Below are 23,112 nucleotides of genomic sequence, written 5' to 3' on the forward strand. Positions count from 1 at the left end.
CGTCTATCGCGAGCACAAGGCGTCCGAAGTCGTCGCGCTCGAAGGCGGCGATCTCGACCGCGAGAAGGAGGCGCGCTTCTCGATGCTGGAGAAGCTCGCCGATCACGACGACGCGCTGATGGAGCAGTTGCTCGAGGACATCCAGCCGCCGCGCGATGCGGTGTTCGACGACCTCGCGCGCGAACTGCGCGAGGGATTGATCTGTCCGGTGCTGCTCGGCGTTGCCAGCCGCGAGAACGGCGTGCTGCGCCTGCTGAAGGCGCTGCGTCACGAGGCGCCCGGCATCGCCGAGACCGCAAGACGTCTCGGCGCGGCCGACGGCAAGGACGCGCTCGGCTACGTCTTCAAGACGCTGCATTCGCAGCACGGCGGAAAACTGTCGCTGACGCGGCTCCTGGCCGGCCATCTCGAAGACGGTGCCACGCTGCAATCCTCCTCCGGCGGAACGAGCCGCATCTCCGGCATTTTCGCCGTCAACGGCGCCTACGACAGCAAGCGCCCTGCAGCGGAGGTCGGCGACACGGTGGCGCTCGGCAAGCTCGATCCGATCAAGACCGGCGACACGATCTCGAGCGGCAAGGCGCAGCCTTCCGCCCTGATCGCGGTCGAGCCGACCCCGCCGGTGCTCGCGATCTCGATTGCGGCCGCCGACCGCAAGGACGACGTCAAGCTCGGCCAGGCGCTGACCCGGCTGCACGAGGAGGATCCCTCGCTGGTCATGGTGCAGAACGCCCAGACCCACGACACGGTGCTGTGGGGACAGGGCGAAATGCATCTGCGGGTCGCCACCGAGCGGCTGCACGACCGCTTCGGCGTCAGCGTGAAGTCGCATCCGCCGGCGATCGGCTACCAGGAGACGATCCGCAAGCCGATCACCCAGCGCGGCCGGCACAAGAAGCAGTCCGGCGGCCACGGCCAGTTCGGCGACGTCGTGCTCGACATCAAGCCGATGCCGCGCGGCAACGGCTTCAGGTTCGCCGAGAAGGTGGTCGGCGGCGCGGTGCCGCGCAACTACATCCCGGCGGTGGAGGAGGGCGTGGTCGACGGCCTGGCGCGCGGTCCGCTCGGCTTCCCCGTCACCGACCTGGAGGTGATCCTGACCGACGGCTCCTACCACAGCGTCGATTCTTCCGACCTTGCGTTCCGCACGGCGGCGCGGATCGGTCTCAGCGAAGGCTTGCCGCAATGCCAGCCGGTGCTGCTGGAGCCGATCCACGTGGTCGAGATCGTCTGTCCGACGGAAGCGACCGCCAAGATCAACGCGATCCTGTCGGCGCGGCGCGGCCAGATCCTCGGCTTCGATACCCGCGAGGGCTGGAGCGGCTGGGATTGCGTGCGCGCCATGATGCCGGAGGCCGAGATCGGCGAATTGATCGTCGAGTTGCGCTCCGCCACCGCCGGTGCCGGCAGCTTCACCCGCCAGTTCGACCACATGGCCGAGGTGACGGGACGCGCCGCCGACCAGATCATCGCCGCGCATCGCGACGCGGCGTGATCAGCCGGCGAGTCTCTTCGCGGCCTTTCGCAGATCGGCATTGATGCGCGTTTGCCATCCCCTGCCGGTCTTGCGATAGGCTGCGAGAACATCGTGGTCCAATCGTAGCTTCACCGCCTCCTTGGGGTGCTCGATCGGGGGACGGCCGCGCTTGACGATCCGGTTGCCGTGCCGAATCTCGGCACGATCGAGCATGTCCTTCGTAAGCTCGGGCGCCTCTTCATATTCGGCCCGGGTGACGCGATGAGCATCAACCCTGACCAAATCGCTCTTGATACTTCGCTTTCTCACGCTCATTGCATTTTCTCATCGAGATGATGTGCCGGGCGGTGCCTCTGGGCGTCCAGACCATCATGACCATCCGTCTCGCCAGGAATCCAACGGTCTGATAGCGAGGCTCGCCATAATCCTGCCGGGTGTCCTGAACGGAGATGGTCGGGCCAGCAAAAATGATCGCAGCGTCGGCAAAGTCCAGTCCCTCTCATCGAGAGTGGCCTGACGCTTCAACGGATCAAACGTGATCTTCACCAAATTACTGTACCCCCAATTAATAGCCTGGTCAATCTGCGGGCCACCGTGTTCACACGCCGCGAGGTCGTCGCGGCAGCGCCGGCGGTCCGCTTGACAGCACCTGCGGGACGCGAAATGGATCGCGACACGACAACTCGGAAGGGGCCTTGCAAGCCCGCGCCACGGAGGAACACCGTGCCTGAAGCTCCTGCCGCCTGCCTGATCGGCTGGCCGGCGGCGCATTCGCGCTCGCCGCTGATCCATCACTACTGGCTGCGGACGCTCGGCATCGCGGGCGGCTATGTGATCGAGGCCGTCCCGCCGGCGGATCTGCGCGATTTCGTGCTGCGGCTGTCGCTGCGCGGTTTCGTCGGCGCCAACGTCACCATCCCGCACAAGGAGGGCGTGCTTGCGCTCTCGCAGCCGGACGAGCGGGCCCGCGCCGTCGGCGCCGCCAACACGCTGTGGTTCGAGAACGGTGAGCTGCGTTCGACCAACACCGACGTCGAGGGCTTCATCAACAATCTCGACGCCTGCGCGCCGGGCTGGGATGCGGCGGAGGACGCACTCGTGCTCGGCGCCGGCGGCTCCTCGCGCGCGGTCGTGTTCGGCCTGATCGAGCGCGGCATCAAGCGGGTTCATCTTGCCAACCGCACGATCGCGCGCGCCGAGGCGATCGCGAAAACCTTTGGTCCGCGCGTCCATCCGGTCTCCTGGGAGGGGATCGGCGAGGCGCTGCTCCGAGCAAGACTGCTGGTGAACACGACCTCGCTCGGCATGCGCGGCCAGCCGGCGCTGGGGTTCGACGTGGCGCGGCTGCCGCAAGACGCCGTGGTGGCCGACCTCGTCTACGTGCCGCTGGTCACGCCGCTGCTCGCGGCCGCGCAGGCGCGCGGACTGAAGACGGCGGACGGACTCGGCATGCTCCTGCACCAGGCCGTGCGCGGCTTCGAATTGTGGTTCGGCAAGCGGCCGCAGGTGACGCCGGAACTGCGCGCGCTGGTCGAGGCCGATCTCACAAAGACTTGAGAGAATAGGCCGCAACCTCCGGGGTCCCAGCCCTCGTGGGGCCGGATGGCGCGTTCGAAACCAGCCGTATCTATGCCGGCCGCGACGGCCTGACGCCGCCGATGTGACGCGAACGCGTCGTCACACCGCGATGATGTGATCGTCGATCTCGTCCACCCTGTTGACGCCGCACAGGCCCATGGTCGTCAGCAGCTCCTTCTGGATGATGTCGATCGCCTTGGCGACGCCAGCCTGTCCCCCGGCGCCGAGGCCGTAGGCATAGGCGCGGCCGATCATGCAGGATTTCGCACCGAGCGCGAGCGCCCGCATCACGTCCTGGCCGGAGCGGACGCCGCCGTCGAACATGATCTCCATCTTCGAGCCCACCGCGTCCGCAATCTCGGGCAGCACCTCGATCGATGACGGCGCGCCGTCGAGCTGTCGACCGCCATGGTTGGAGACGACCAGCGCCTGGGCGCCGGTCTTCGCCGCTTCCTCGGCGTCCTCGACGTCGAGGATGCCCTTGATCACCAGCTTGCCCGGCCAGATGCTGCGGATCCAGTCGACGTCCTTCCAGTTCAGCGTGGTGTCGAACTGCGAGGCGGTCCATTCCGCGAGGCGGTTGAGGTCCCCGGCGTTCTTCACGTGGCCGGCGATGTTGCCGAAAGTCCGCCGCTTGCCGCGCAGCACGCCGGACACCCAGGCCGGCTTGCTGGCGAAATCCAGGATCTTCGACAGCGTCCATTCCGGCGGCACCGTCATGCCGTTCTTGATGTCCTGATGGCGTTGTCCGATGACCTGCAGATCGACGGTCAGGACCAGCGCGCTGCACTTGGCGGCGATGGCGCGCTGGATCAGGTCCTTGATGAAGCCGCGGTCCTTCATCACGTAGAGCTGGAACCAGAACGGCTTCTCGACATTGGCGGCGATGTCCTCGATCGAGCAGATCGACATCGTCGACTGCGTGAACGGGATGCCGGCGGCCTGCGCGGCGCGGCAGGCATGGATCTCGCCGTCGCCGTGCTGCATGCCCAACAGGCCGACCGGCGCCAGCACCAGCGGCATGGCGGAGGGCTCTCCGAGAATCGCGGTCGAGGTGTCGCGCTTGGAGACGTCGACCAGGATGCGCTGGCGGAACTTGATCTGCTGAAGATCCTCGCGATTGGCGCGCAGCGTTTCCTCGGCGTAGGAGCCGCGGTCGCAATAGTCGAAGAACGCCTTCGGCACGCGCCGCTTGTGCAGCGCACGAAGGTCTTCAATGCAGGTAATATGCTTCATGGACGTATTCCCCGGCCCGTCTTGCACTCAGTGTTGCACCCAAGGTTTTCATGGTCTCTAGCATGGTTGGATGCACAGCCAAATCGTTTGCGAGGAGGCTGCTGTGACCGGACCCGCCGCGCAGCGAAATCGCCCGACAACCTCGAGACGCATTGCCTCGGTGAGGCGCTGCAGGAGACCTCCCCGTCTCCGGCTCCGACAAGGTCACCCAGCCGGCACCGAGTCGGGCCGGCCCCCTGCGAAGCGTGCGGGCGGATGGCGGGTTCCATCCCGATTCGCGGCGCCAAATGGGAATTTGAAGGTTAACAATGGGTTACCAGGATGGTCGCGCGCCAGGTTCCGTAATGATTCATCATATTTTTTGAAGCCATTTTATGCGCGATGGCATTATAAGACGCCCAGCAAATCAGGGATGGCGGGGCCTCCGAGGCACCCCGTGGTTGTATTGGGGATTCCTGGTTGCCGTGGGGGACGATATGAGCCGTAAATATTTCGGTACCGACGGGATTCGGGGCCGCGCCAACGGGCTGATCACGCCGGAGCTCGCGCTCAAGGTCGGCCAGGCGGCTGGGCTTGCGTTTCAGCGCGGCGACCATCGCCACCGGGTCGTGATCGGCAAGGACACCCGTCTGTCCGGCTACATGATCGAATACGCGATGGTGGCCGGCTTCACCTCGGTCGGCATGGACGTGCTGCTGGTCGGCCCGATGCCGACGCCGGCGGTCGCGATGCTGACCAAGTCGATGCGCGCCGATCTCGGCGTGATGATCTCGGCCTCCCACAACCTGTTCGAGGACAACGGCATCAAGCTGTTCGGCCCGCAGGGCTTCAAGCTGTCCGACGACGTCGAGAGGCAGATCGAGCAGCTCCTCGATGAATGCCTCGACAAGCGGCTGGCGCAGAGCGCGAGCCTCGGTCGCGCCCGCCGCATCGACGGCGTGCATGACCGCTACATCGAATTCGCCAAGCGCACGCTGCCGCGCGACCTGTCGCTCGACGGCCTGCGCGTGGTGGTCGACTGCGCCAACGGCGCCGCCTATCGCGTGGTGCCGGAAGCGTTGTGGGAGCTCGGCGCCGACGTGGTGCCGATCGGCGTCGATCCCGACGGCTTCAACATCAACAAGGAGTGCGGGTCGACCTCGCCGGAAGCCCTGTCGAAGAAGGTGCGCGAGATGCGCGCCGACATCGGCATCGCGCTCGACGGCGACGCCGACCGCGTCATCCTGGTCGACGAGCGCGGCCACATCGTCGACGGCGACCAGCTGCTCGCGGTGATCGCGCAGAGCTTCAAGGAGGACGGACGGCTGTCGCGTCCCGGCATCGTCGCGACCGTGATGTCGAACCTCGGGCTCGAGCGCTTCCTGAAGGGGCAGGGGCTCGACCTGGTGCGCACTCCGGTCGGCGACCGCTACGTGCTCGAGCAGATGCTGAGCGGCGGCTACAATCTCGGCGGCGAGCAGTCCGGCCACATCATCCTGTCCGACTACGCCACCACCGGCGACGGCTTCGTCGCCGCGCTGCAGGTGCTGGCCGTGGTGCAGAAGCTGCGCCGCCCGGTCTCCGAGGTCTGTCATCGCTTCGATCCGCTGCCGCAGATCCTGAAGAACGTCCGCTATCGCAGCGGCAAGCCGCTCGACGCCGTAGAGGTGAAGTCGGCGATCTCCGACGGTGAGAAGCGGCTCAACGGCCATGGCCGTCTCCTGATCCGCTCCTCCGGCACCGAGCCCGTGATCCGGGTGATGGGCGAGGGCGAGGACCGCATCCTGGTCGAGGACGTCGTCGACACCATCGTGTCGGCGCTGGGCCAGGCGGCGGCGTAGCTGCATTCCAGCCATCGGCGTTTGGCGGTGGTCACGGCGCCGCCGCCATCGTAGGTAGCGGGCTGTGGCATTCGCCGCGGCCGCCGGGAAGCAACGCCTTGAACAAGCCTGTCGTCGTCTCCGAGGAAACGCTGACCGAGCCGGTCGTCGTGGCCGATGTGGCGCCCGCCGCCAGGGCTGCGGGCGCCGGACCGGCCTATGTCGTGCTCGCCGGCATCAGCGTCTCGCACTTCCTCAACGACACCATGCAGTCGCTGATCGCGTCGGTGTATCCGATCCTGAAGGACGCCTACGCGCTCGACTTCACGCAGATCGGACTGATCACGCTGGCCTTCCAGTTCACCGCCTCGCTGCTGCAGCCGGTGGTCGGCCACTACACCGACAGGAAGGCGCAGCCCTATTCGCTCGCGATCGGCATGGCCTCGACCTTCTTCGGGCTGTTGCTGCTGAGCGCGGCGCACCAATATCTCGTCATCCTGGTGGCGGCCGCTTTCGTCGGGCTCGGCTCGGCGGTGTTTCACCCCGAATCGGCGCGGATCGCGCGTCTCGCCTCCGGCGGCCGGTACGGCTTCGCGCAGTCGGTGTTTCAGCTCGGCGGCAGCTTCGGCACCTCGATGGGCCCGGTGCTCGCGGCGCTGATCGTCGTGCCGTTCGGGCAGGGCAGCATCGCCTGGTTCTCGTCGATCGCGTTTCTCGCCATCATCATCCTGTGGCGCATCGGCCGATGGTACAAGCCGCAGATCACCGCCAGGAAGGTGACGCCGCTTCACGCACATCCGGACGGTCCGAGCTCGCGCCGCGTCGCCGTCGCGCTCGCGGTGCTGGTCGCGCTCCTGTTCTCCAAGCAGCTCTACGTCTCGAGCCTGTCGAGCTACTACATCTTCTACCTGATCGACCGCTTCGGCGTGTCGACGCAGGCGGCGCAGATCTATCTGTTCATCTTCCTCGCGGCGAACGCGGTCGGCGCCTTTCTCGGCGGCCCGCTCGGCGACCGCTTCGGCCGCAAGATCGTGATCTGGATCTCGATCGTCGGCGCGCTGCCGTTCACGCTGGCGCTGCCCCATGTCGGCCTCGTCGGCAGCGCGGTGCTGTCCGTGTTCATCGGTCTCATCATCTCCTCGACCACGTCCTCGATCATCGTGTTCGCGCAGGAGCTGGTGCCGCACCGCTTCGGCATGATCTCGGGCGTGTTCTTCGGCGTCGCCTTCGGCATCGGCGGCCTCGGCGCAGCCGTGCTCGGCAAGCTTGCCGACCGCACCTCGATCGAGTTCGTCTATCAGGTCTGCGCCTGGCTTCCGGCGATCGGCCTGCTCGCGGTGTTCCTGCCGAAGCTGCCGCGTCACGTGCATTAAAAGCGGGTTCCATGTTCACCGATCGTTAGCAATTGCGGCGCGCGAGAGGCCTGTTCTTGCAGGGCTTGCGGCGTGTTCGCGTGTTCGGTGAGAAAGAATCAACCTTAAAAATTAGGGTTAAGCGGCGCTTAAGCATTTGGTGCGATCGTCCGGCCGTGAGTTTTTCAAAGTGAGGCGTGCGGCGCCTCATCGGTCAAGAGGACGAAGCCAATGCGTAGCGTTAAATCTCTCCTTGCCGCGGGCGCGGCAACCCTGATCTCGTCGATGGCGTTCGCCGCCGATATGCCGATTGCGGCGCCGCCCATGTACGCGCCAGCTCCCGTAGCGGATTTCGGCGGCTGGTATCTGCGCGGCGACATCGGCTTCAGCAACCAGCGCGTCGATCGCCTGAGCAACGCGCTCGACGCCAACAACACCACCTCGGTGCAGACGCTCAACTTCAACAACGCCGGCATCTTCGGGCTCGGCGGCGGCTACAAGTTCAATAACTGGTTCCGCGCGGACGTCACCGGCGAATATCGCGGCAATTCGCAGTTCTTCGGCACCGACCGCATCACCTATCCGGGCGGCGTCGGCACCGACACCTATCATGCGACCAAGAACGAGTGGGTCTTCCTGGCCAACGCCTATGTCGATCTCGGTACCTGGTGGTGCATCACGCCCTTCGTCGGCGCCGGCATCGGCACCGCGCGGGTGGCGATCAACGGCTTCACCGACCAGGGCATCGCCAACAACGGCGGCGGCGCGCTTCCCGGCCTCGCCTATGGCGACAACGTCGCGAAATGGAACTTCGCCTGGGCGGCGCACGCCGGTCTCGCCTACAAGGTCTCGCCGGCCTTCACCGTCGAACTCGCCTACCGCTACCTCGACATGGGCGACGGCCTGACGGGCGACCTCAAGACCTTCGACGGAAGCGGTCCGAACACGTACAATCCGACGACGTTCAAGCACATCACCTCGCACGACCTGAAGCTCGGCGTGCGCTGGAACCTCGACAGCCCGCCGGTCTACATGCCGCCGCTGGTCACCAAGGGCTGATCGTTCGGCCGAACGCTTAAGACGTCTTAACGGCGCGGGATGCTCCCGCGCCGTTAAGCTTTGCGTATTTTTCATCGCTCGAACGCGGCTGGGCTCTCCGGCGCAACCATTGGTTAAGGTTAACGAGCCATGATCATCGCGAAAAGTTCGTGTTCAATGGAGCGTGGCGATGCGTAGACTCGTGTGGGCGGCGGCGATGTGCGGAGCAGTGACGGCTGCTCAGGCGGCCGATATGCCGGATCTCCCGATCCTGCGCGGCGCGTTCACCGACGGCCTGACCAGCTCGCGTCCGAACTGGCAGGGCTACTATGTCGGCGGCCAAGCCGACTGGGGCACCATCACCACCAATGTGCCGCCAGGGCTCAACGGCGACCTGCTGGGGACATTCGTGTCCCCCGGCCCGGCCTACACCCTGGGGTCGCTGTCGCGCCCGCACGGCACGAATGGCGGCTTCGGCGCCTTTGCCGGCTACAACGCGCAATGGGACGAGGTCGTCATCGGCGTCGAGGCGAACTACGTCCATTTCGGCTTCAGGCACGCGACGAATGCGGCGGGCTACACCTACAACGGGTCCAACAGCATCATCGCCACGACCAACAACGGCGCCACGGTCAACCTGTCCGACTTCGGGTCGCTGCGGCTGCGCGCGGGCTATGCGGTGGGATGCTTCCTGCCCTATGCGTTCATCGGCGGCGGCGTGGGCAGCCAGACGGTCGATCGGTTCGTGGACGCCTATCCGGCGCCGGTGGTGGGGGCCACGATGTCTGCCAGCAAGACCACGCTGGTCTACGGCTATTCCGCGGGCCTCGGCTTCGACGCCATGCTGGTCGGGGGACTGTTCGCCCGCGCCGAGTACGAGTACCAGCGCGTGCGAGCGGATTTCGAATCGAACATCCACACGGCGCGCGTCGGCCTCGGCTACAGGTTCTGACCGCTCCCGGCCGCGCCGCCGGTTGACAGGCCTGCCTCGCCCTGATGCTCTGTGGCTCCAGGGGAGCGGCGTCGATGCAGATCTACGGCGACGGCAATTCCGGCAACTGCCTGAAGGTGAAATGGGTCTGCGACCGGCTCGGGCTGCCGTACCGGTGGGTCGGGATCGACACGCGCAAGGGCGAGACCCGTACGCCGGACTTTCTCGCGATGAACGGCGCCGGCCAGGTGCCGACCGTCAGGTTCGACGACGGCCGCACGCTCGCCCAGTCGAACGCGATCATCCGCTATCTCGCCCGCGACAGCGACCTCATCCCGCGCGATGCCTTTGTCGCGGCCAAGATGGACGAATGGCTGTTCTGGGAGCAGTACAGCCACGAGCCCTACGTCGCGGTGTGCCGCTTCCAGATGGTTTATCTCGGCAAGCGCGCGTCGGAACTCGATCCGGAGAAGGTCCAGCGGGGCTACGCCGCGCTCGACCGGATGGAGCGGCATCTTTCCACACACCGCTTCCTCGTCGGCGACGCGGTTTCGCTCGCCGATGTCTCGCTGCTCGCCTATACCCGCCTCGCCCATGAGGGCGGCTTCGACCTCGCCCGCCATGGCGCCATCCGGCGCTGGATCGGCGAGACCGAGACTTGTCTCGGCCTGCCGCCGGCGCGGTGATCGTCTGGAGCCTGCCATGACTGCGACTGTTGCCATCTCGATCCGCAGGGCCCGCCGCGACGACGTCGCCGCGATCGTGGCGATGCTCGCCGACGATCACCTTGGCAGCGCGCGCGAACGGCTGGATGATCCGCTCCCCGATTCCTATTTCAAGGCCTTCGAAACCGTCGATCGCAATCCCGGTCTGCGGCTCGTGGTCGCCGAGACGGGCGAGGGCAGGGTGGTCGGCTGCCTACAACTCTGCATCCTGCCCGGCCTGAGTTCGCAGGGCGCCTCGCGCGGACTGATCGAGGACGTCCGCGTCGCCTCCGACTGCCGCAGCCGCGGCATCGGCGAGCAGTTGGTGCAGTGGGCGCTCGGCGAGGCGAAGGCGAAGGGCTGCAAGCTCGTGGAGCTGTTCACGCACAACAGCCGCATCGATGCGCAGCGCTTCTACAAGCGGCTCGGCTTTGCGCCGAGCCATGTCGGCATGACTGTCCGCTTTTGATGCAGGTCGTCGCGGCCGTTGCCTCGATTGCGGAATCGGCGCGCACATCGGTTCCGGTTAAGCGCTGATAAACTACCCGGCCTTCGTTCACGTTCGTCGCGGAACGATCGGTGGTAGCTTGGTGTATCCCATCCGGCGCGGGCAGGTTTGGGGATTGCGATGACCAGCTATACCTTGATCAAGGTCGGTAACGACTATGTCGTGCGGGCCGACGACCAGTGCATTTTGAGGATCGGGAGCCGGCGCCGGGCGGCGCAGCTGATTGGCGAGGCGAGGCTGTTGCTGAACTCTCTCGCCGCACCGGAAGCGCAGGACGAGTCGCCGAATGATCCATCACTCCGGCGTAAGACGTCGGAAGCTCCTTGACGATTCTACCCGTTTCCCGTATTAGCCGCCGCGGGACACCTCCCCCCAACGGGAGGCTTACTATCTGGAAGGGTAGACCATGACTGCAGCGAAGCCCGCTTCGCGGCCGAACGTGCCGCACTTCTCCTCCGGCCCCTGTGCCAAGCGCCCCGGCTGGAATCCCCAAAATCTCAAGGACGCCCCTCTCGGCCGCTCGCATCGCGCGAAGATCGGCAAGGCCAGGCTCAAGCTCGCGATCGATCTGACGCGCGAAGTGCTCGAGGTGCCGGCCGATTACCGCATCGGCATCGTGCCGGCCTCCGACACCGGCGCGGTCGAGATGGCGCTGTGGTCGCTGCTCGGCGCGCGGCCCGTCACCACGCTTGCCTGGGAATCCTTCGGCGAAGGCTGGGTCAGCGACATCGTCAAGGAATTGAAGCTCAAGGACGTCACCAGGCTCAACGCGGCCTACGGCGAGATCCCGGATCTGTCCAAGGTCGATCCCGCGACCGACGTCGTCTTCACCTGGAACGGCACCACCTCCGGCGTGCGCGTGCCGAACGCCGACTGGATCAGCGCGAAGCGCGAAGGCCTGACCATTTGCGACGCGACCTCGGCGGCGTTCGCGCAAGCCCTCGACTGGCCCAAGCTCGACGTCGTCACCTTCTCCTGGCAGAAGGCGCTGGGCGGCGAGGCCGCGCACGGCATGCTGATCCTCTCTCCGCGCGCGGTGGAGCGGCTCGAGACCTACAAGCCGGCCTGGCCGCTGCCCAAAATCTTCCGCATGACCAAGGGCGGCAAGATCAACGAAGGCATCTTCGTCGGCGAGACCATCAACACGCCCTCGATGCTGTGTGTCGAGGATTATCTCGACGCGCTGAACTGGGCGAAGTCGATCGGCGGATTGAAGGCGCTGATCGCGCGGGCCGACGCAAACACCAAGGTGCTCGCCGACTGGAAGGCGAAGACGCCCTGGATCGACTTCCTGGCGAAGGACGCCTCGATCCGTTCCAATACCTCGGTGTGCCTGAAGTTCACCGATCCCGCGATCACCTCGCTCTCGGCGGATGCGCAGGCCGACTTCTGCAAGAAGCTGGTCGCGCTGGTCGAGAAGGAAGGCGCCGGCTACGACTTCGCGTACTACCGCGACGCGCCGGCGGGCCTGCGCATCTGGTGCGGCGCCACCGTGGAAGCGAAGGACGTCGAACTGCTGACGAAGTGGATCGACTGGGCCTTTGCCGAGACCAAGGCCGCGCTGCCCAAGGCGGCGTGAGCAGCTTTACCTCCATCCCGTCATGGCCGGGCTTGACCCGGCCATCCATCAAGACAGATGGACCCGCGGGTCTCGAGCGCGAAGACGCGCTTCGCGCTTTTCCCCGCGGGTGACGAGTTCAGATTTCTCGACCATCAGGGATCGCTCCCATGACCAAACCCAAAGTTCTCATTTCCGACGCTCTTTCTCCCGCCGCCGTGCAGATCTTCAGGGATCGCGGCGTCGAGGTCGACTTCCAGCCCAACCTCGGCAAGGACAAGGACAAGCTCGCCGAGATCATCGGCAACTATGACGGGCTGGCGATCCGCTCGGCGACGAAGGCAACCGCCAAGATCATCGACAAGGCGGCGAAGCTGAAGGTGATCGGCCGCGCCGGCATCGGCGTCGACAACGTCGAGATCCCGGCCGCCACCGCCAAGGGCATCATCGTGATGAATACGCCGTTCGGCAATTCGATCACGACCGCGGAGCACGCCATCACCCTGATGCTGGCGCTGGCGCGCGAGATTCCGCAGGCCGACGCCTCGACGCAAGCCGGCAAGTGGGAGAAGAACCGCTTCATGGGCGTCGAGATCACCGGCAAGGTGCTAGGGGTGATCGGCTGCGGCAACATCGGCTCGATCGTCGCCGATCGCGCGCTGGGCCTGCGCATGAAGGTCGTGGCCTTCGATCCCTTCCTGTCGCCGGAGCGCGCCAGGGACATCGGCGTCGAGAAGGTCGAACTCGACGACCTCTTGCGCCGCGCCGACTTCATCACGCTGCACACCCCGCTCACCGAGAAGACCAGGAACGTCATCGACGCGGCCGCGATCGCCAAGATGAAGAAGGGCGTGCGCCTCATCAACTGCGCCCGCGGCGGCCTGGTCGACGAGCAGGCGGTGGTCGACGCGCTGAACTCCAAGCACGTGGCGGGCGCCGCCTTCGATGTCTTCGCCGAGGAGCCCGCGACCAAGAACGTGTTGTTTGGCCATCCCAACGTGATCTGCACGCCGCATCTCGGCGCCTCCACCATGGAAGCGCAGGAGAACGTCGCGCTGCAGGTCGCCGAGCAGATGTCGGACTATCTGCTGTCCGGCGCGATCTCCAATGCGATCAACTTCCCCTCGATCACGGCGGAAGAGGCGCCGAAGCTGAAGCCGTTCATCGCGCTCGCCGAGAAGCTCGGCTCGTTCGCGGGCCAGCTCACCGAGACCGGAATCCTGAAGGTCGAGATCACCTATGAAGGCCATGTCGCCGAGATGAAGATCAAGGCGCTGACCTCGGCGGTGCTGTCCGGCCTGCTGCGGCCGATGCTCGGCGAGGTCAACGTCGTCTCCGCGCCGGTCATCGCCAAGGAGCGCGGCATGGTGGTCGACGAGATCGTGCGCGCGGCGCAGAGCGACTATGAGAGCCTGATCACGGTGATCGTCACCACCGAGCGCCAGTCGCGTTCGGTCTCCGGCACCGTCTATGCCGACGGCAAGCCGCGGCTCGTCGACATCAAGGGCATCCGCGTCGACGCCGAGTTCGGCAAGTCGATGATCTACGTGACCAACGAGGACAAGCCCGGCTTCATCGGCAAGTTCGCGAGCCTGCTCGGCGACGCCAGGATCAACATCGCCACCTTCCATCTCGGCCGCGTCGCGCCGGGCAGCGACGCGATCGCGCTCGTCGAGGTCGACGGCGCAGTGCCGGCGGAGCTGCTGGCCAATGTACAGGCGCTGCCGCAGGTCAAGCAGGCCAAGGCGCTGACGTTCTGAGGGGACGTCGTTCCCGGTTCGCGCGAACGCGCGCTTCGGAATGACGATCGAGATATTCCGATCTGCGGAACTGGCGCCGCCTCCGTGCTCGGAGGCGGCGTTTTTCGTTAGGTCGCGCCGCCCAGTTTGTGTACGAATAGCCCCCGACCCTCAATACCGAGCTGTCCGAAAGGGAGAGAAATAATGCGTGAAGCCGTTATCGTTTCCTATGCGCGCACGGGGCTGGCGAAGTCCGGCCGCGGCGGGTTCAACATCACCGCGCCGATGAGTCTGGCGGCCCACGCCATCAAGCATGCCGTCGAGCGCGCTGGCGTCGACAAGGACTATGTCGAGGACAGCTATCTCGGCAATTGCGCCCATGGCGCGCCGAACATCGGCCGCCAGGCCGCGCTGCTCGCGGGCCTGCCGAAGACGACGGCTGGCGTCTCGGTGAACCGCTTCTGCTCCTCGGGCCTGCAGACCATCGCGATGGCCGCCAACTCGATCCGCTCGGACGGATCGGATTGCATCGTCGCCGGCGGCGTCGAGAGCATCTCCATCCCCGGTGGCCCGCTGCCCAAGGAAGCGGTCGATCCGGAACTGCTGAAGGTCGCCCCCGACATCTTCATGGCGATGATCGACACCGCCGACATCGTCGCCGAGCGCTACAAGCTCAGCCGCGAATACCAGGACGAGTATTCGCTGGAGTCGCAGCGCCGCATGGCGGCCGCCCAGCAGGCCAACAAGTTCAAGGACGAAATCGTCCCGATGAAGACCAGGATGAAGGTGGTCGACAAGCAGACCAAGGCCGAGTCGATCGTCGACTACGTGGTCGACCGCGACGAGTGCAACCGACCTGACACGACGCTCGAAGGCCTCGCCAAGCTCGAGCCGGTGAGGGGCCCCGGCAAGTACGTTACCGCCGGCAATGCCAGCCAGCTCTCGGACGGCGCTGCCGCCGTCGTGCTGATGGAAGCCAAGGACGCCGAGAAGCGCGGCCTGCAGCCGCTCGGCCGCTTCGTCGCCTGGGCGTCCGCCGGCTGTGAGCCGGACGAGATGGGCATCGGCCCGGTGTTTGCGATCCCGAAGCTGCTCAAGCGCACGGGGCTGAAGATCGACGACATCGACCTCTGGGAGCTCAACGAGGCCTTCGCCAGCCAGTGCCTCTATAGCCGCGACAAGCTCGGCATCGATCCCGCCAAGTACAACGTCAACGGCGGCTCGATCGCGATCGGCCATCCCTTCGGCATGACCGGCGCCCGTCTCACCGGCCATATCCTGCAGGAAGGCCGTCGCCGCAAGGCGAAGTGGGGCGTCGTGACCATGTGCATCGGCGGCGGCCAGGGCGGTGCCGGCCTGTTCGAGATCTATAGCTGAGACGACATTCCGCGAAAGCCGGACGGAGACAGAGCACGGCGCTTTCGGGCGCCGTGCTTTTTTATTGGTTGGCTGTGCGCGACAACGTGCGCAGGCACGCGGCCGCAGCCGGCTTGGCGATGACTTGCGGTACCTATACGGCGCCGGCGAGCGGTTGCGGCCGCACGCCCTTGCGCCATTCGGTGATGGTGCAGCCGAAGCGGCCGCGAAACCAGCGCGCCATGGCGCTCTGGGCCGAGAAGCCGAGCTGTTGCGCGATTGCCAGCAGCGGACGGCCGGGGTCCTCGATCAGCCGCGTCGCGAGGTCGGCGCGCTGCGCGTCGAGGATGGCCGAGAAGCTGGTGCCACGCTCGGCGAGGTGGCGGTGGATGGTGCGGCGGGTGCAGGCAAAATGCTCCGCGACGCGCTCGATCGTGCAATCGCCGCTCGCAAGCAGCGCGCGCACGACCTCGTCGACCTTCTCCTCCCAGCTCGTGGGCCTTGTATCGATCGCCTCGACCCGCTTGCGCAGGTAGCTCGCCATCAGCGGATGCGCAGCCAGGATCCTGCGGTCGAGGTCGCGGACCGACATCAGGATCGCGTCGATCTCGGAATTGAAGACGAGCGGGCAGCGGAAGAATTCGCGATGGCGGGAGCGGTTGTGGGGCTGCGGATAGCGAAAGTGCACCTCGAGCGGCCGCCAGTCGCCGTCGCACACGGACTGGATGACCCGATGGATGGTGCCGAGCCCGAGATCGGTCGACTGGTTTCGCGCACTGGGATGGCGTCCGCGGAGACCGAGCGCGATGGTCAGGACCTCGGCGTCACGCTGCAGGTCCAGCCGCATGCCGTCGTGGTGGATGTGAATGTAGCGCGCCAGCGCCTCGATCGCGCCGCCCACGGTCGCCTGTTCGCGAACCACCAGGGCGACCGGCCCGAGATTGACCAGGCCGCCGCGCTCGGCCATGCGCAGCCCGAAATCCTGAGCGCCCGATGCGGCCGCCGAAGCTTCCAGCAGGCGGCGGAATCCGGCAACCGCGATGCGCACGTCGGGCCGATCGAGGCAGGCCAGCGGAAGCCGCGCTTGTCGCATCATCTGCCTGGGGTCGAGCCCGACCGACCGGGCGACCGCCGGGTAGAAGGTCAGGGCTGCGCTGCGAAGAAGATCGGTCACACGAACCGTCCCTGCCAGTTGTTCCCGCAGATGTCCCGAACTGTAAAATTTCTGACCCGAATCGTCAAACTCGGGAACCTGGTTGGTATACAAAACGCCACCACCGAGCGCGCCGGCGCGAATGTCGGACGCATGACGGCCCAGCGGGCGACGTAGCCCGAGGACCGTCTCAGGTTCGTTTGGATCAAGACATCGTTGAGACGGATATGCCGGGAAACATGATTTCCAAAGGCGAGGTATTTGTCATCGACACCGATGCCGCCTCGCGTGAATACCTTTCGATGGCGCTGCAGCAGCAGGCCTATGACGTGATCTGCTTTGCCGACGGCGCTTCGCTGCTGTCGGAAGCGAAAATCCGGATGCCGGCCTGCGTGCTGCTGGAGATGCATGCGCCGGATCGGTCCGGGTTCGATATCCTGAAGCGGCTCCGCGAGGAAAACTGCATGGCGCCGGTCCTGGTGACGTCGGCCAATGGCAGTATCGCCATGGCGGTCGATGCCATCAAGAACGGCGCATCCGACTTCATCGAGAAGCCGTTCTGCAGGTGTGACATCGTCGACCGTATCGATGCGGCCATCGACGAGTTCGTTCCGCCGGACCAGAACCGGCAGCGCTGGCTCATCGGCCGCGAGCCGCTCACGGGGCGGGAGCGCGAGGTGCTCGAGCATCTCGCGGGCGGGCTGACCAACAAGGAGATCGCGCGGCTGATGCGCCTGAGCGCGCGGACGGTCGAAGGTTACCGTGCGAGCATCCTGACCAAGGCCGATGCCCGTAACGTGACCGATCTGCTCCGCCGACTCTATGGCCAGGGCTAGGGGCAAGGCTGGAGGATAAGGCTGGGGGATAAGGCTGGCGGCGGCCCCGGAGCCGCCGCCCCGGCGCCCCACGGAAACCTCAATCGAACCGGTTCCTTCCTCGCTGCGTCTCACCACGTTGGTGAGGCGTCTTCTCGCGCGCCCGGCTGGCGGCGCGGCGATACCGGCAGGAGGAATTGATGCGAACGACCGCAAGACGTCTGGCGACGACGGGCCTGGTGCTGGTGACGGCATCCGTCGCACCGCATGCATTGGCCGCCGATGTGGACGCGACATCGGCCATCGATGCCGTCACCGTCTATCCAGATGGCGCGAGCGTCACCCGCGTCATCGCGCTCGATCTTCCGGCCGGCGACAGCACGCTGGTCGCGCGGGATTTTCCGCTCGTCCTTGACGCCTCATCGCTGCGGGTCGAGGGCGAGGCCGGCGCAAGACTCACGATCGGACCGATCGACGCGCGCCCGCCGCGCGCGGCGCCGCCCGTCAATCTGCCCGAACTCGACAAGCGCATCGAAGCCCTGAAGGACGAGCGTGCCAGTCTGCAGGGTACGATCGATGCAGCCAATGCGCGGCGGAAGTTCGCCGAGCGTTTTGCCGAATCCTCACCCGCCGGGATCGGCGACAAGGGCGAGGCGCGGCCGATCACCGAATGGCGCGCGGCGTTCGCCGCGGTGGCCGAAGAGATTGCGACCGCCGGCACCGCGATCCGCGACGCCCAGCGCAAGCAGCGCCAGATCGACCGCCAGATCGCCCAGCTCGAGGCCGAGCGCGCCGCCAAGCCGCCGAGCAAGCTCGAGGTGCGCATCGACGTTGCGGCGGCCGCGGCGACCAGAGCCACGCTGCGGGTGACCTATGCGGTGCGCAATGCCCGCTGGCTGCCGCTCTACGACGCCCGTCTCGACACCGGCACCAGGGATCGCAAGCCGCAGCTCGAACTGGTGCGCCGCGCCGAGGTGACGCAGGCGACCGGCGAGGATTGGTCGAGCGTCGCGCTCGGCGTCTCCACCGTGCGCATCGCCCGCGGCGGCAGCGCGCCCGAGCTCAACTCGCTGGTGGTCAGGTATCCGCAGATCCCGAGGCCGCTGGCGCTCGGAACGGCCTCCGACATGGCGATGCCCGCGCCTGCGGCGCGGGCGGTGCAATCGGCGCAGCTCAACAAGGCCGAGGCCGCCGAGCCGCGCGAGCGTGCGGACGAGCAGATGGCCGGCGCCGAGATCGGGGATTTCCAGGCCATCTATCAGATCGCGGGGCGCGTCAGCCTCGGCGCCAATGAAGGCGCCAAGAGCCTCCTGATCTCCACGGTCACGGTCACGCCCGATCTCGCCATCCGCGCGGCCCCCGTCGTCGACCCGACCGCCTATCTGGAGGCGAGCTTCAGGCCCGCCGAGGACGTGCCGCTGCTTCCGGGCAAGGTCGCGATCTATCGCGACAACGTGTTCGTCGGTCGCAGCAAGTTCACGACGTTCGCTCGGAACGATGCGGTCCGGCTCGGCTTCGGCGCCGACGACAAGGTGAAGATCGAGCGTTCCGTGATCCGCCAGAACGAAGGGACCGCGGGCGTGATCTCGTCGTCCAGGACGGACGTGCGCTCGTTCCGTACCGTCGTGCGCAACGGTCACGACTTCCAGATGCGGATCGCGATCGAGGATCAGCTTCCCGTCAGCGAGAACGAGGACATCGCGGTCGAGATGCTGCCGTCGACCACGCCGCCGACCTCGACCAACATCCGCGACAAACGCGGCGTGCTGGAATGGGCGTTCGATGCCAAGCCGGGCGAAATGAAGGAAATCAAGTTCGCCTGGCGCATTCGCTGGCCCAAGGACAAGGGCATCGTCATGATGCCGGCGGGCTGATCGGGCCGTGCACTCCTTTCACCTCGCCCCGCTTGCGGGGAGAGGTCGGATTGCATCGAAGATGCAATCCGGGTGAGGGGGAGTCTCCGCGAATCCGACTCCCGCCTTCTCCTCGGATAGAGCCCCTCACCCCAACCCTCTTCCCGTAAGAACGGGGAGAGGGAGTGGAGGGGCTTGTGCTATTTTGCTTGGTAGCGCTGCCGCTACCATTTGCAGGCCCCCCTGCCGCCTAGCTGTTCGGGCCGCGGTCCATGCTGACGGGCTGCCAGCGCCGCAGCGCGGTGTTCTGCAGCACCGACGGGTTGACGCAGCTCACCGGCCACATGCCCGACAGCACCAGCGACAATTCGTAGCCGACGCGGCGCTTGCGCGCCTCGTCGAACCGCGCCGAGGCCGAGGCGACGTGGGCGGTCAGCGTGACGTTCTCCATGCCGAGCAGGGGATTGTTGTGCGACGGCGGCTCCTTCTCCAGCACGTCGAGCGCGGCGTGGGCGATCCAGCCCTCCTGCAAGGCCTTGATCAGGCTTTCCTCGTCGACCGTGGCGCCGCGGCCGGTGTTGATGAAGATCGCGCTCTTCTTCATCTGCCGAAAATGCTTCTCGGTCAGCATGTGATGCACCTCGGGCCGCGCCGGGGCGTGCATCGAGACGAAGTCCGATTGCGACAGCACCTCGTTCAGCGTCGCCGGCATCACGCCGTGGTCGTACATCAGCGTTTCCTGGATGAAGGGATCGTAGGCCATCATCCTGAGCCCGAAGGGCGCGGCGCGCTTGGCAACCGCGCGCGCCACGCGGCCGAACGAGATGAAGCCGAGCGTCTGTCCCATCAGGCGCGGAATCTTCAGGAGCGCCGGACGGCCCTCGGCCCAGCGGCCGCTGCGCACCATCCGGTCCTGCTCGACCAGGCGGCGAAAGCCCGCGAGCAGGAGCATCATGGCGTGATCGGCGACCTCCTCGATGAAGGTGTCGGGAATGTTGGTCACGGGGATGCCACGGGCGGTGGCGGCCTTGATGTCGACGCTGTCGACGCCGACGGAGCCGAGCGTGATGACCTTGCAGTTCTCCAGCGCGTCGATGACGGCCTTGGTGATCGGCATGCCCTTCGCATAGATGGCGTCGGCGGTCCGCGCGGCGGCGATGAACTCGGCCTCGTTCGCCGGCGCTTCCACGATCTCGGCCTCGATCGGATCGAGCGCCTCCCGCTCAAAGGAATAGTCGCTGCCAGCGACCGTGAAGCTCGCGCCCTTCGGCGTCACCACCCTGAATTTCGGCATGTCTCGCTCCCGATTTGGTTTGTCGGTTCTTGTTGCGGCCCGCTGCCCGGCAGCGGGGCCGTTCGTCTCTTACGCGAAATTGCGGCGGTTGCGTACAACGGCGCGCAGGCTGCCGATGAGCGATGAAGACATTCCGGACGCTTCCCGTTGTCGTTGGCCGGGAATCTAGCCTGTCCGCATCGGAACCGGAAGGCGGCAGCTTGGCGCGGCGGGGCCGTGCGTCGCCGGGGCGGCGGAATTATTTCGCCGCCGAGCCCTGCCGCGACGCGATCACGACGCCGGCGAGCACCAGCGCGTAGCCGATCAGGTGAAACAGCCTGAGCTTCTCCCCGAGCAGCAGGATCGCCATCGCCGAACCGAACACCGGCACCAGGTGGAAGAACGGCGCGGCGCGGTTCGGCCCGATCAGCGCCACGCCGCGGTTGAAGAAGAGATAGGCGAGTGTGGAAGGAAAGACCAGGATGTAGGCCAGCGTGGCGAGCGTCAGCGCGTCGAGCGTCAGCAGCGTCCCGTTGCAGAACTCCCAGGCCGCGCCCGGCAGCAGCATCAGCGCGCCGCAGCAGGTGGTGAAGGAGATGAAGGAGAGCTGGTGGATTTTCGGCCGGCGCGGGATCAGCGCGGAATAGAGTCCGAACGACACCAGGGAGGACGCGAACATCACGTCCCCCTTGTTGAAGGCGATGCCGGCGAGCGCGGCGAAATCGCCGCGCAGGATGATGGTCAGCACGCCCGCGAGCGAGATGACGATGCCGGCGGCCTGCGCCGCGGTCAGCCGCACGCCGAACAGCACCAGCGACCACAGCGCCACGAACAGGGGCCCTGAGGACTGGATCAGAAGCGCGTTCAGCGCCTCGGTATACTGCATGGCCCAGTACGAGATCGCGTTGTTGAAGGCGAAGCCGACCAGCGACAACAGCAGCATCAGCGGCAGCTGGGCGCGCAGCGCCGGCCGGTCGCGCCTGAGGTGGGGCCAGGCGAAGGGCAGCAGGATGAAGAAGACGCCGAACCAGCGGATGGTGGTCATCGTGATCGGCGGGATGTGGCTGCCCACATGGCGCGCGAGCACGATGTTGCCGGCCCAGAACAGCGAGGTCAGGCTCAACAGCAGATAGGGTTGGTTCGTGAGCCAGCCGGCCGGGGACGAGGCCGATGGCGCGGGCGCCGGGACGGTCATCTTGTGGATGGAAGCTTGCGCCGGATTCCGGTTGCGGCACAAGCCACGCTGCCGCAATGCTACAATGCACGCGAACCCCTGAGGAGGCGATGGTGGCCGTGGATATCCTGAACGTCGATGGCCTGGAGCGGCTCGACCAGCGCGCCCCCGTGGTGATGCTCAACCTGATGCGTTTCCGTGAGCGCTCGCTCGACGGCGCCGGCACGGGCTGGGACGCCTATCTGCGCTACAGCGCGGTGACCGTGCCGATGATCAAGGCGCGCGGCGGAACGCTGCTCTGGACCGGCGACGCCATGGCCGTCGCACTCGGCCCGCAAGCCGGCAATCGCTGGGATTTCGTCGCGCTGGTCCGCTACCCCTCGGTGGCGGCCTTTCTCGACATGATGACGTCGGAAGCTTACGAAAAGCAGGCCGATCCCCATCGCCGCAACGGCTGCGAGGCGCATGTGATCATCGCGACCAGCGAAGCCTACAGCAAGTTCAAGGCGCCCTAGGCAGCCTGCCTGCGCGAGGCGACGAACACGCCCGTCAGCACCAGCGCGAAGCCGAGGAAATGGAAGGCCTGCGGACGCTCGCCCAGGAAGACCATGGCCATGATCGCGCCGAACACCGGCACGACGTGGAAGAACGGCGCGGCGCGGTTGGCGCCGATCAGCGCCACGCCGCGGTTGAAGCAGAGATAGGCGAGCGTCGAGGGGAAGACCGCGACGTAGAACAGCGTCAGCAGGTTGGGCGCATCGAGCGCCATCACCGGGCGGGCGGACAATTCCCAGATCTGCAGCGGAACGAGGCAGGCCGCGCCGCAGCCGAAGGTGAAGGCGAGGAACGACAGGCCGTGGATCGCAGGCCGCTTCAGCGTCAGCACCGAATAGAGGCCAAAAATCACCAGCGCGACCATGAAGATCAGGTCGCCCTTGTTGAACTGGATGTTGGACAGCGTGGTGATGTCGCCCCGCAGCAGGATCGTCAGCACGCCACACAGCGAGAGCAGCACGCCAAGGGCTTGCGCGGCCGTCAGGCGGACGCGCAGGATGATCAGCGACCACACGGCCACGATCAGCGGCGCGGCCGACTGCAACAGCAGCGTGTTCAGCGCCTGGGTGTGCTCCAGCGCCCAGTATTGCAGGGTGTTGAAGGCGCCGATGCCGGTGATCGAGAGCACGATCATCAGACCGAGCCGGCCGCGGATGGCGGGCCAGTCCTTGGCGAGGTGCTTCCAGGCGAAGGGCAGCACCAGCAGGAAGGCAAAGGACCAGCGCAGGAAGGACAGCGTCACCGGCGGGATGTGGCCTGCGGCAAGCCGCCCGACGATGGCATTGCCGGCCCAGCACAGCGCGGTGATGGAGAGCAGCAGATAGGGCTGGTTGGCGATCCAGTGATGGCTCGAAGCAGGAGCCGCTGTGGTCTGGTCGGTGGCGGACATGGAGAACGATGGGCCCGGTTCATGCAGCGGGCCGGGCGTCGCCCGGCCTGCTCACAGACACGGAATTTCGCCCGGCATCAATGGGGCAGATGCATCGCGACCATGCAGGCGGAGGCGGCCGGAA

General features: G+C 66.3%; 22 protein-coding genes. 15 read left to right on the top strand and 7 right to left on the bottom strand.

The genetic code is table 11. The features are described 5' to 3' along the window. Positions 1 to 1,495, top strand: a 1,495-nt coding sequence (locus KGM94_RS06975) for an elongation factor G (protein WP_300256268.1), incomplete at its 5' end; no start/stop codon positions are given. On the opposite strand, the gene KGM94_RS06980 is transcribed toward KGM94_RS06975, so the two are convergent. After that, on the bottom strand, positions 1,496 to 1,792 hold the full coding sequence (locus KGM94_RS06980; protein WP_300256270.1) for a BrnA antitoxin family protein: 297 nt from the start codon (positions 1,790 to 1,792) through the stop codon (positions 1,496 to 1,498). Next, complete coding sequence (locus KGM94_RS06985) at positions 1,746 to 1,970, bottom strand: BrnT family toxin (protein WP_366526217.1); 225 nt, start codon at positions 1,968 to 1,970, stop codon at positions 1,746 to 1,748. The genes KGM94_RS06980 and KGM94_RS06985 overlap by 47 nt, the downstream gene beginning before the upstream one ends. A 230-nt stretch (positions 1,971 to 2,200) precedes the next feature. On the opposite strand from KGM94_RS06985, the gene KGM94_RS06990 reads away from it, so the two are divergent. Then, entirely contained in the window at positions 2,201 to 3,034 is an 834-nt protein-coding gene (locus KGM94_RS06990) for a shikimate dehydrogenase (RefSeq protein ID WP_300256272.1), read from the top strand. A gap of 120 nt (positions 3,035 to 3,154) precedes the next feature. On the opposite strand, the gene KGM94_RS06995 is transcribed toward KGM94_RS06990, so the two are convergent. Then, positions 3,155 to 4,291, bottom strand: coding sequence for an alpha-hydroxy acid oxidase (locus tag KGM94_RS06995; protein WP_300256274.1), 1,137 nt, complete (start codon positions 4,289 to 4,291; stop codon positions 3,155 to 3,157). A gap of 476 nt (positions 4,292 to 4,767) precedes the next feature. Between KGM94_RS06995 and glmM the strand changes: the two genes are divergently transcribed. From glmM to KGM94_RS07045, 10 genes are all read left to right on the top strand, one after another. After that, complete coding sequence (glmM, locus tag KGM94_RS07000) at positions 4,768 to 6,111, top strand: phosphoglucosamine mutase (protein WP_300256276.1); 1,344 nt, start codon at positions 4,768 to 4,770, stop codon at positions 6,109 to 6,111. A gap of 98 nt (positions 6,112 to 6,209) precedes the next feature. Beyond that, positions 6,210 to 7,463, top strand: coding sequence for an MFS transporter (locus KGM94_RS07005; protein WP_300256278.1), 1,254 nt, complete (start codon positions 6,210 to 6,212; stop codon positions 7,461 to 7,463). 210 nt (positions 7,464 to 7,673) lie between these two features. Continuing rightward, positions 7,674 to 8,501, top strand: a complete 828-nt coding sequence (locus tag KGM94_RS07010; protein WP_300256280.1) for an outer membrane beta-barrel protein — start codon at positions 7,674 to 7,676, stop codon at positions 8,499 to 8,501. 169 nt (positions 8,502 to 8,670) lie between these two features. Next, positions 8,671 to 9,432, top strand: coding sequence for an outer membrane beta-barrel protein (locus KGM94_RS07015; protein ID WP_300256282.1), 762 nt, complete (start codon positions 8,671 to 8,673; stop codon positions 9,430 to 9,432). A gap of 74 nt (positions 9,433 to 9,506) precedes the next feature. Then, a complete protein-coding gene (locus tag KGM94_RS07020) occupies positions 9,507 to 10,097 on the top strand; it encodes a glutathione S-transferase family protein (RefSeq protein WP_300256283.1) in 591 nt (196 codons plus the stop codon). A gap of 16 nt (positions 10,098 to 10,113) precedes the next feature. Continuing rightward, positions 10,114 to 10,584, top strand: a complete 471-nt coding sequence (locus tag KGM94_RS07025; RefSeq protein ID WP_300256285.1) for a GNAT family N-acetyltransferase — start codon at positions 10,114 to 10,116, stop codon at positions 10,582 to 10,584. Positions 10,585 to 10,743: 159 nt separating this feature from the next. After that, positions 10,744 to 10,950: a hypothetical protein gene (locus tag KGM94_RS07030; RefSeq protein ID WP_300256287.1), complete on the top strand. Its 207-nt coding sequence runs from the start codon at positions 10,744 to 10,746 to the stop codon at positions 10,948 to 10,950. A 79-nt stretch (positions 10,951 to 11,029) separates the two neighbouring features. After that, positions 11,030 to 12,202 (top strand): phosphoserine transaminase, encoded by a 1,173-nt coding sequence (locus KGM94_RS07035; protein WP_300256289.1) that lies wholly within the window; start codon positions 11,030 to 11,032, stop codon positions 12,200 to 12,202. Positions 12,203 to 12,351: 149 nt separating this feature from the next. Next, entirely contained in the window at positions 12,352 to 13,941 is a 1,590-nt protein-coding gene (gene serA / locus KGM94_RS07040; RefSeq protein WP_300256290.1) for a phosphoglycerate dehydrogenase, read from the top strand. A gap of 183 nt (positions 13,942 to 14,124) precedes the next feature. Then, positions 14,125 to 15,297 carry an acetyl-CoA C-acyltransferase gene (locus tag KGM94_RS07045; RefSeq protein ID WP_300256291.1) on the top strand — a complete coding sequence of 391 codons (1,173 nt, stop codon included), beginning with the start codon at positions 14,125 to 14,127 and terminating at the stop codon, positions 15,295 to 15,297. Between the two features lie 133 nt (positions 15,298 to 15,430). Here the strand turns inward: KGM94_RS07045 and KGM94_RS07050 are convergent, their stop codons facing one another. Then, positions 15,431 to 16,450 (bottom strand): AraC family transcriptional regulator, encoded by a 1,020-nt coding sequence (locus KGM94_RS07050; RefSeq protein WP_300256293.1) that lies wholly within the window; start codon positions 16,448 to 16,450, stop codon positions 15,431 to 15,433. Between the two features lie 206 nt (positions 16,451 to 16,656). Here KGM94_RS07050 and KGM94_RS07055 point away from each other — a divergent pair, with 206 nt between their 5' ends. Together KGM94_RS07055 and KGM94_RS07060 are read left to right on the top strand one after the other, a co-directional pair. Continuing rightward, complete coding sequence (locus KGM94_RS07055) at positions 16,657 to 17,265, top strand: response regulator (protein ID WP_300256295.1); 609 nt, start codon at positions 16,657 to 16,659, stop codon at positions 17,263 to 17,265. 179 nt (positions 17,266 to 17,444) lie between these two features. Beyond that, positions 17,445 to 19,118, top strand: a complete 1,674-nt coding sequence (locus KGM94_RS07060) for a mucoidy inhibitor MuiA family protein (protein ID WP_300256297.1) — start codon at positions 17,445 to 17,447, stop codon at positions 19,116 to 19,118. 229 nt (positions 19,119 to 19,347) lie between these two features. Here the strand turns inward: KGM94_RS07060 and KGM94_RS07065 are convergent, their stop codons facing one another. Both KGM94_RS07065 and KGM94_RS07070 read right to left on the bottom strand, forming a co-directional pair. Continuing rightward, on the bottom strand, positions 19,348 to 20,391 hold the full coding sequence (locus KGM94_RS07065; protein ID WP_300256299.1) for a C-terminal binding protein: 1,044 nt from the start codon (positions 20,389 to 20,391) through the stop codon (positions 19,348 to 19,350). Positions 20,392 to 20,629: 238 nt separating this feature from the next. Continuing rightward, positions 20,630 to 21,565, bottom strand: a complete 936-nt coding sequence (locus KGM94_RS07070; RefSeq protein WP_300256301.1) for a DMT family transporter — start codon at positions 21,563 to 21,565, stop codon at positions 20,630 to 20,632. 92 nt (positions 21,566 to 21,657) lie between these two features. Here KGM94_RS07070 and KGM94_RS07075 point away from each other — a divergent pair, with 92 nt between their 5' ends. Next, positions 21,658 to 22,059, top strand: a complete 402-nt coding sequence (locus tag KGM94_RS07075; protein WP_300256314.1) for a DUF1330 domain-containing protein — start codon at positions 21,658 to 21,660, stop codon at positions 22,057 to 22,059. Here KGM94_RS07075 and KGM94_RS07080 read toward each other — a convergent pair. Next, complete coding sequence (locus KGM94_RS07080; RefSeq protein WP_300256303.1) at positions 22,056 to 22,988, bottom strand: DMT family transporter; 933 nt, start codon at positions 22,986 to 22,988, stop codon at positions 22,056 to 22,058. The genes KGM94_RS07075 and KGM94_RS07080 overlap by 4 nt on opposite strands. Positions 22,989 to 23,112 lie beyond the last annotated feature (124 nt).

Origin of the sequence: Bradyrhizobium sp. (assembly GCF_028868675.1) — a bacterium.
Classification (GTDB): Bacteria; Pseudomonadota; Alphaproteobacteria; order Rhizobiales; family Xanthobacteraceae; genus Bradyrhizobium.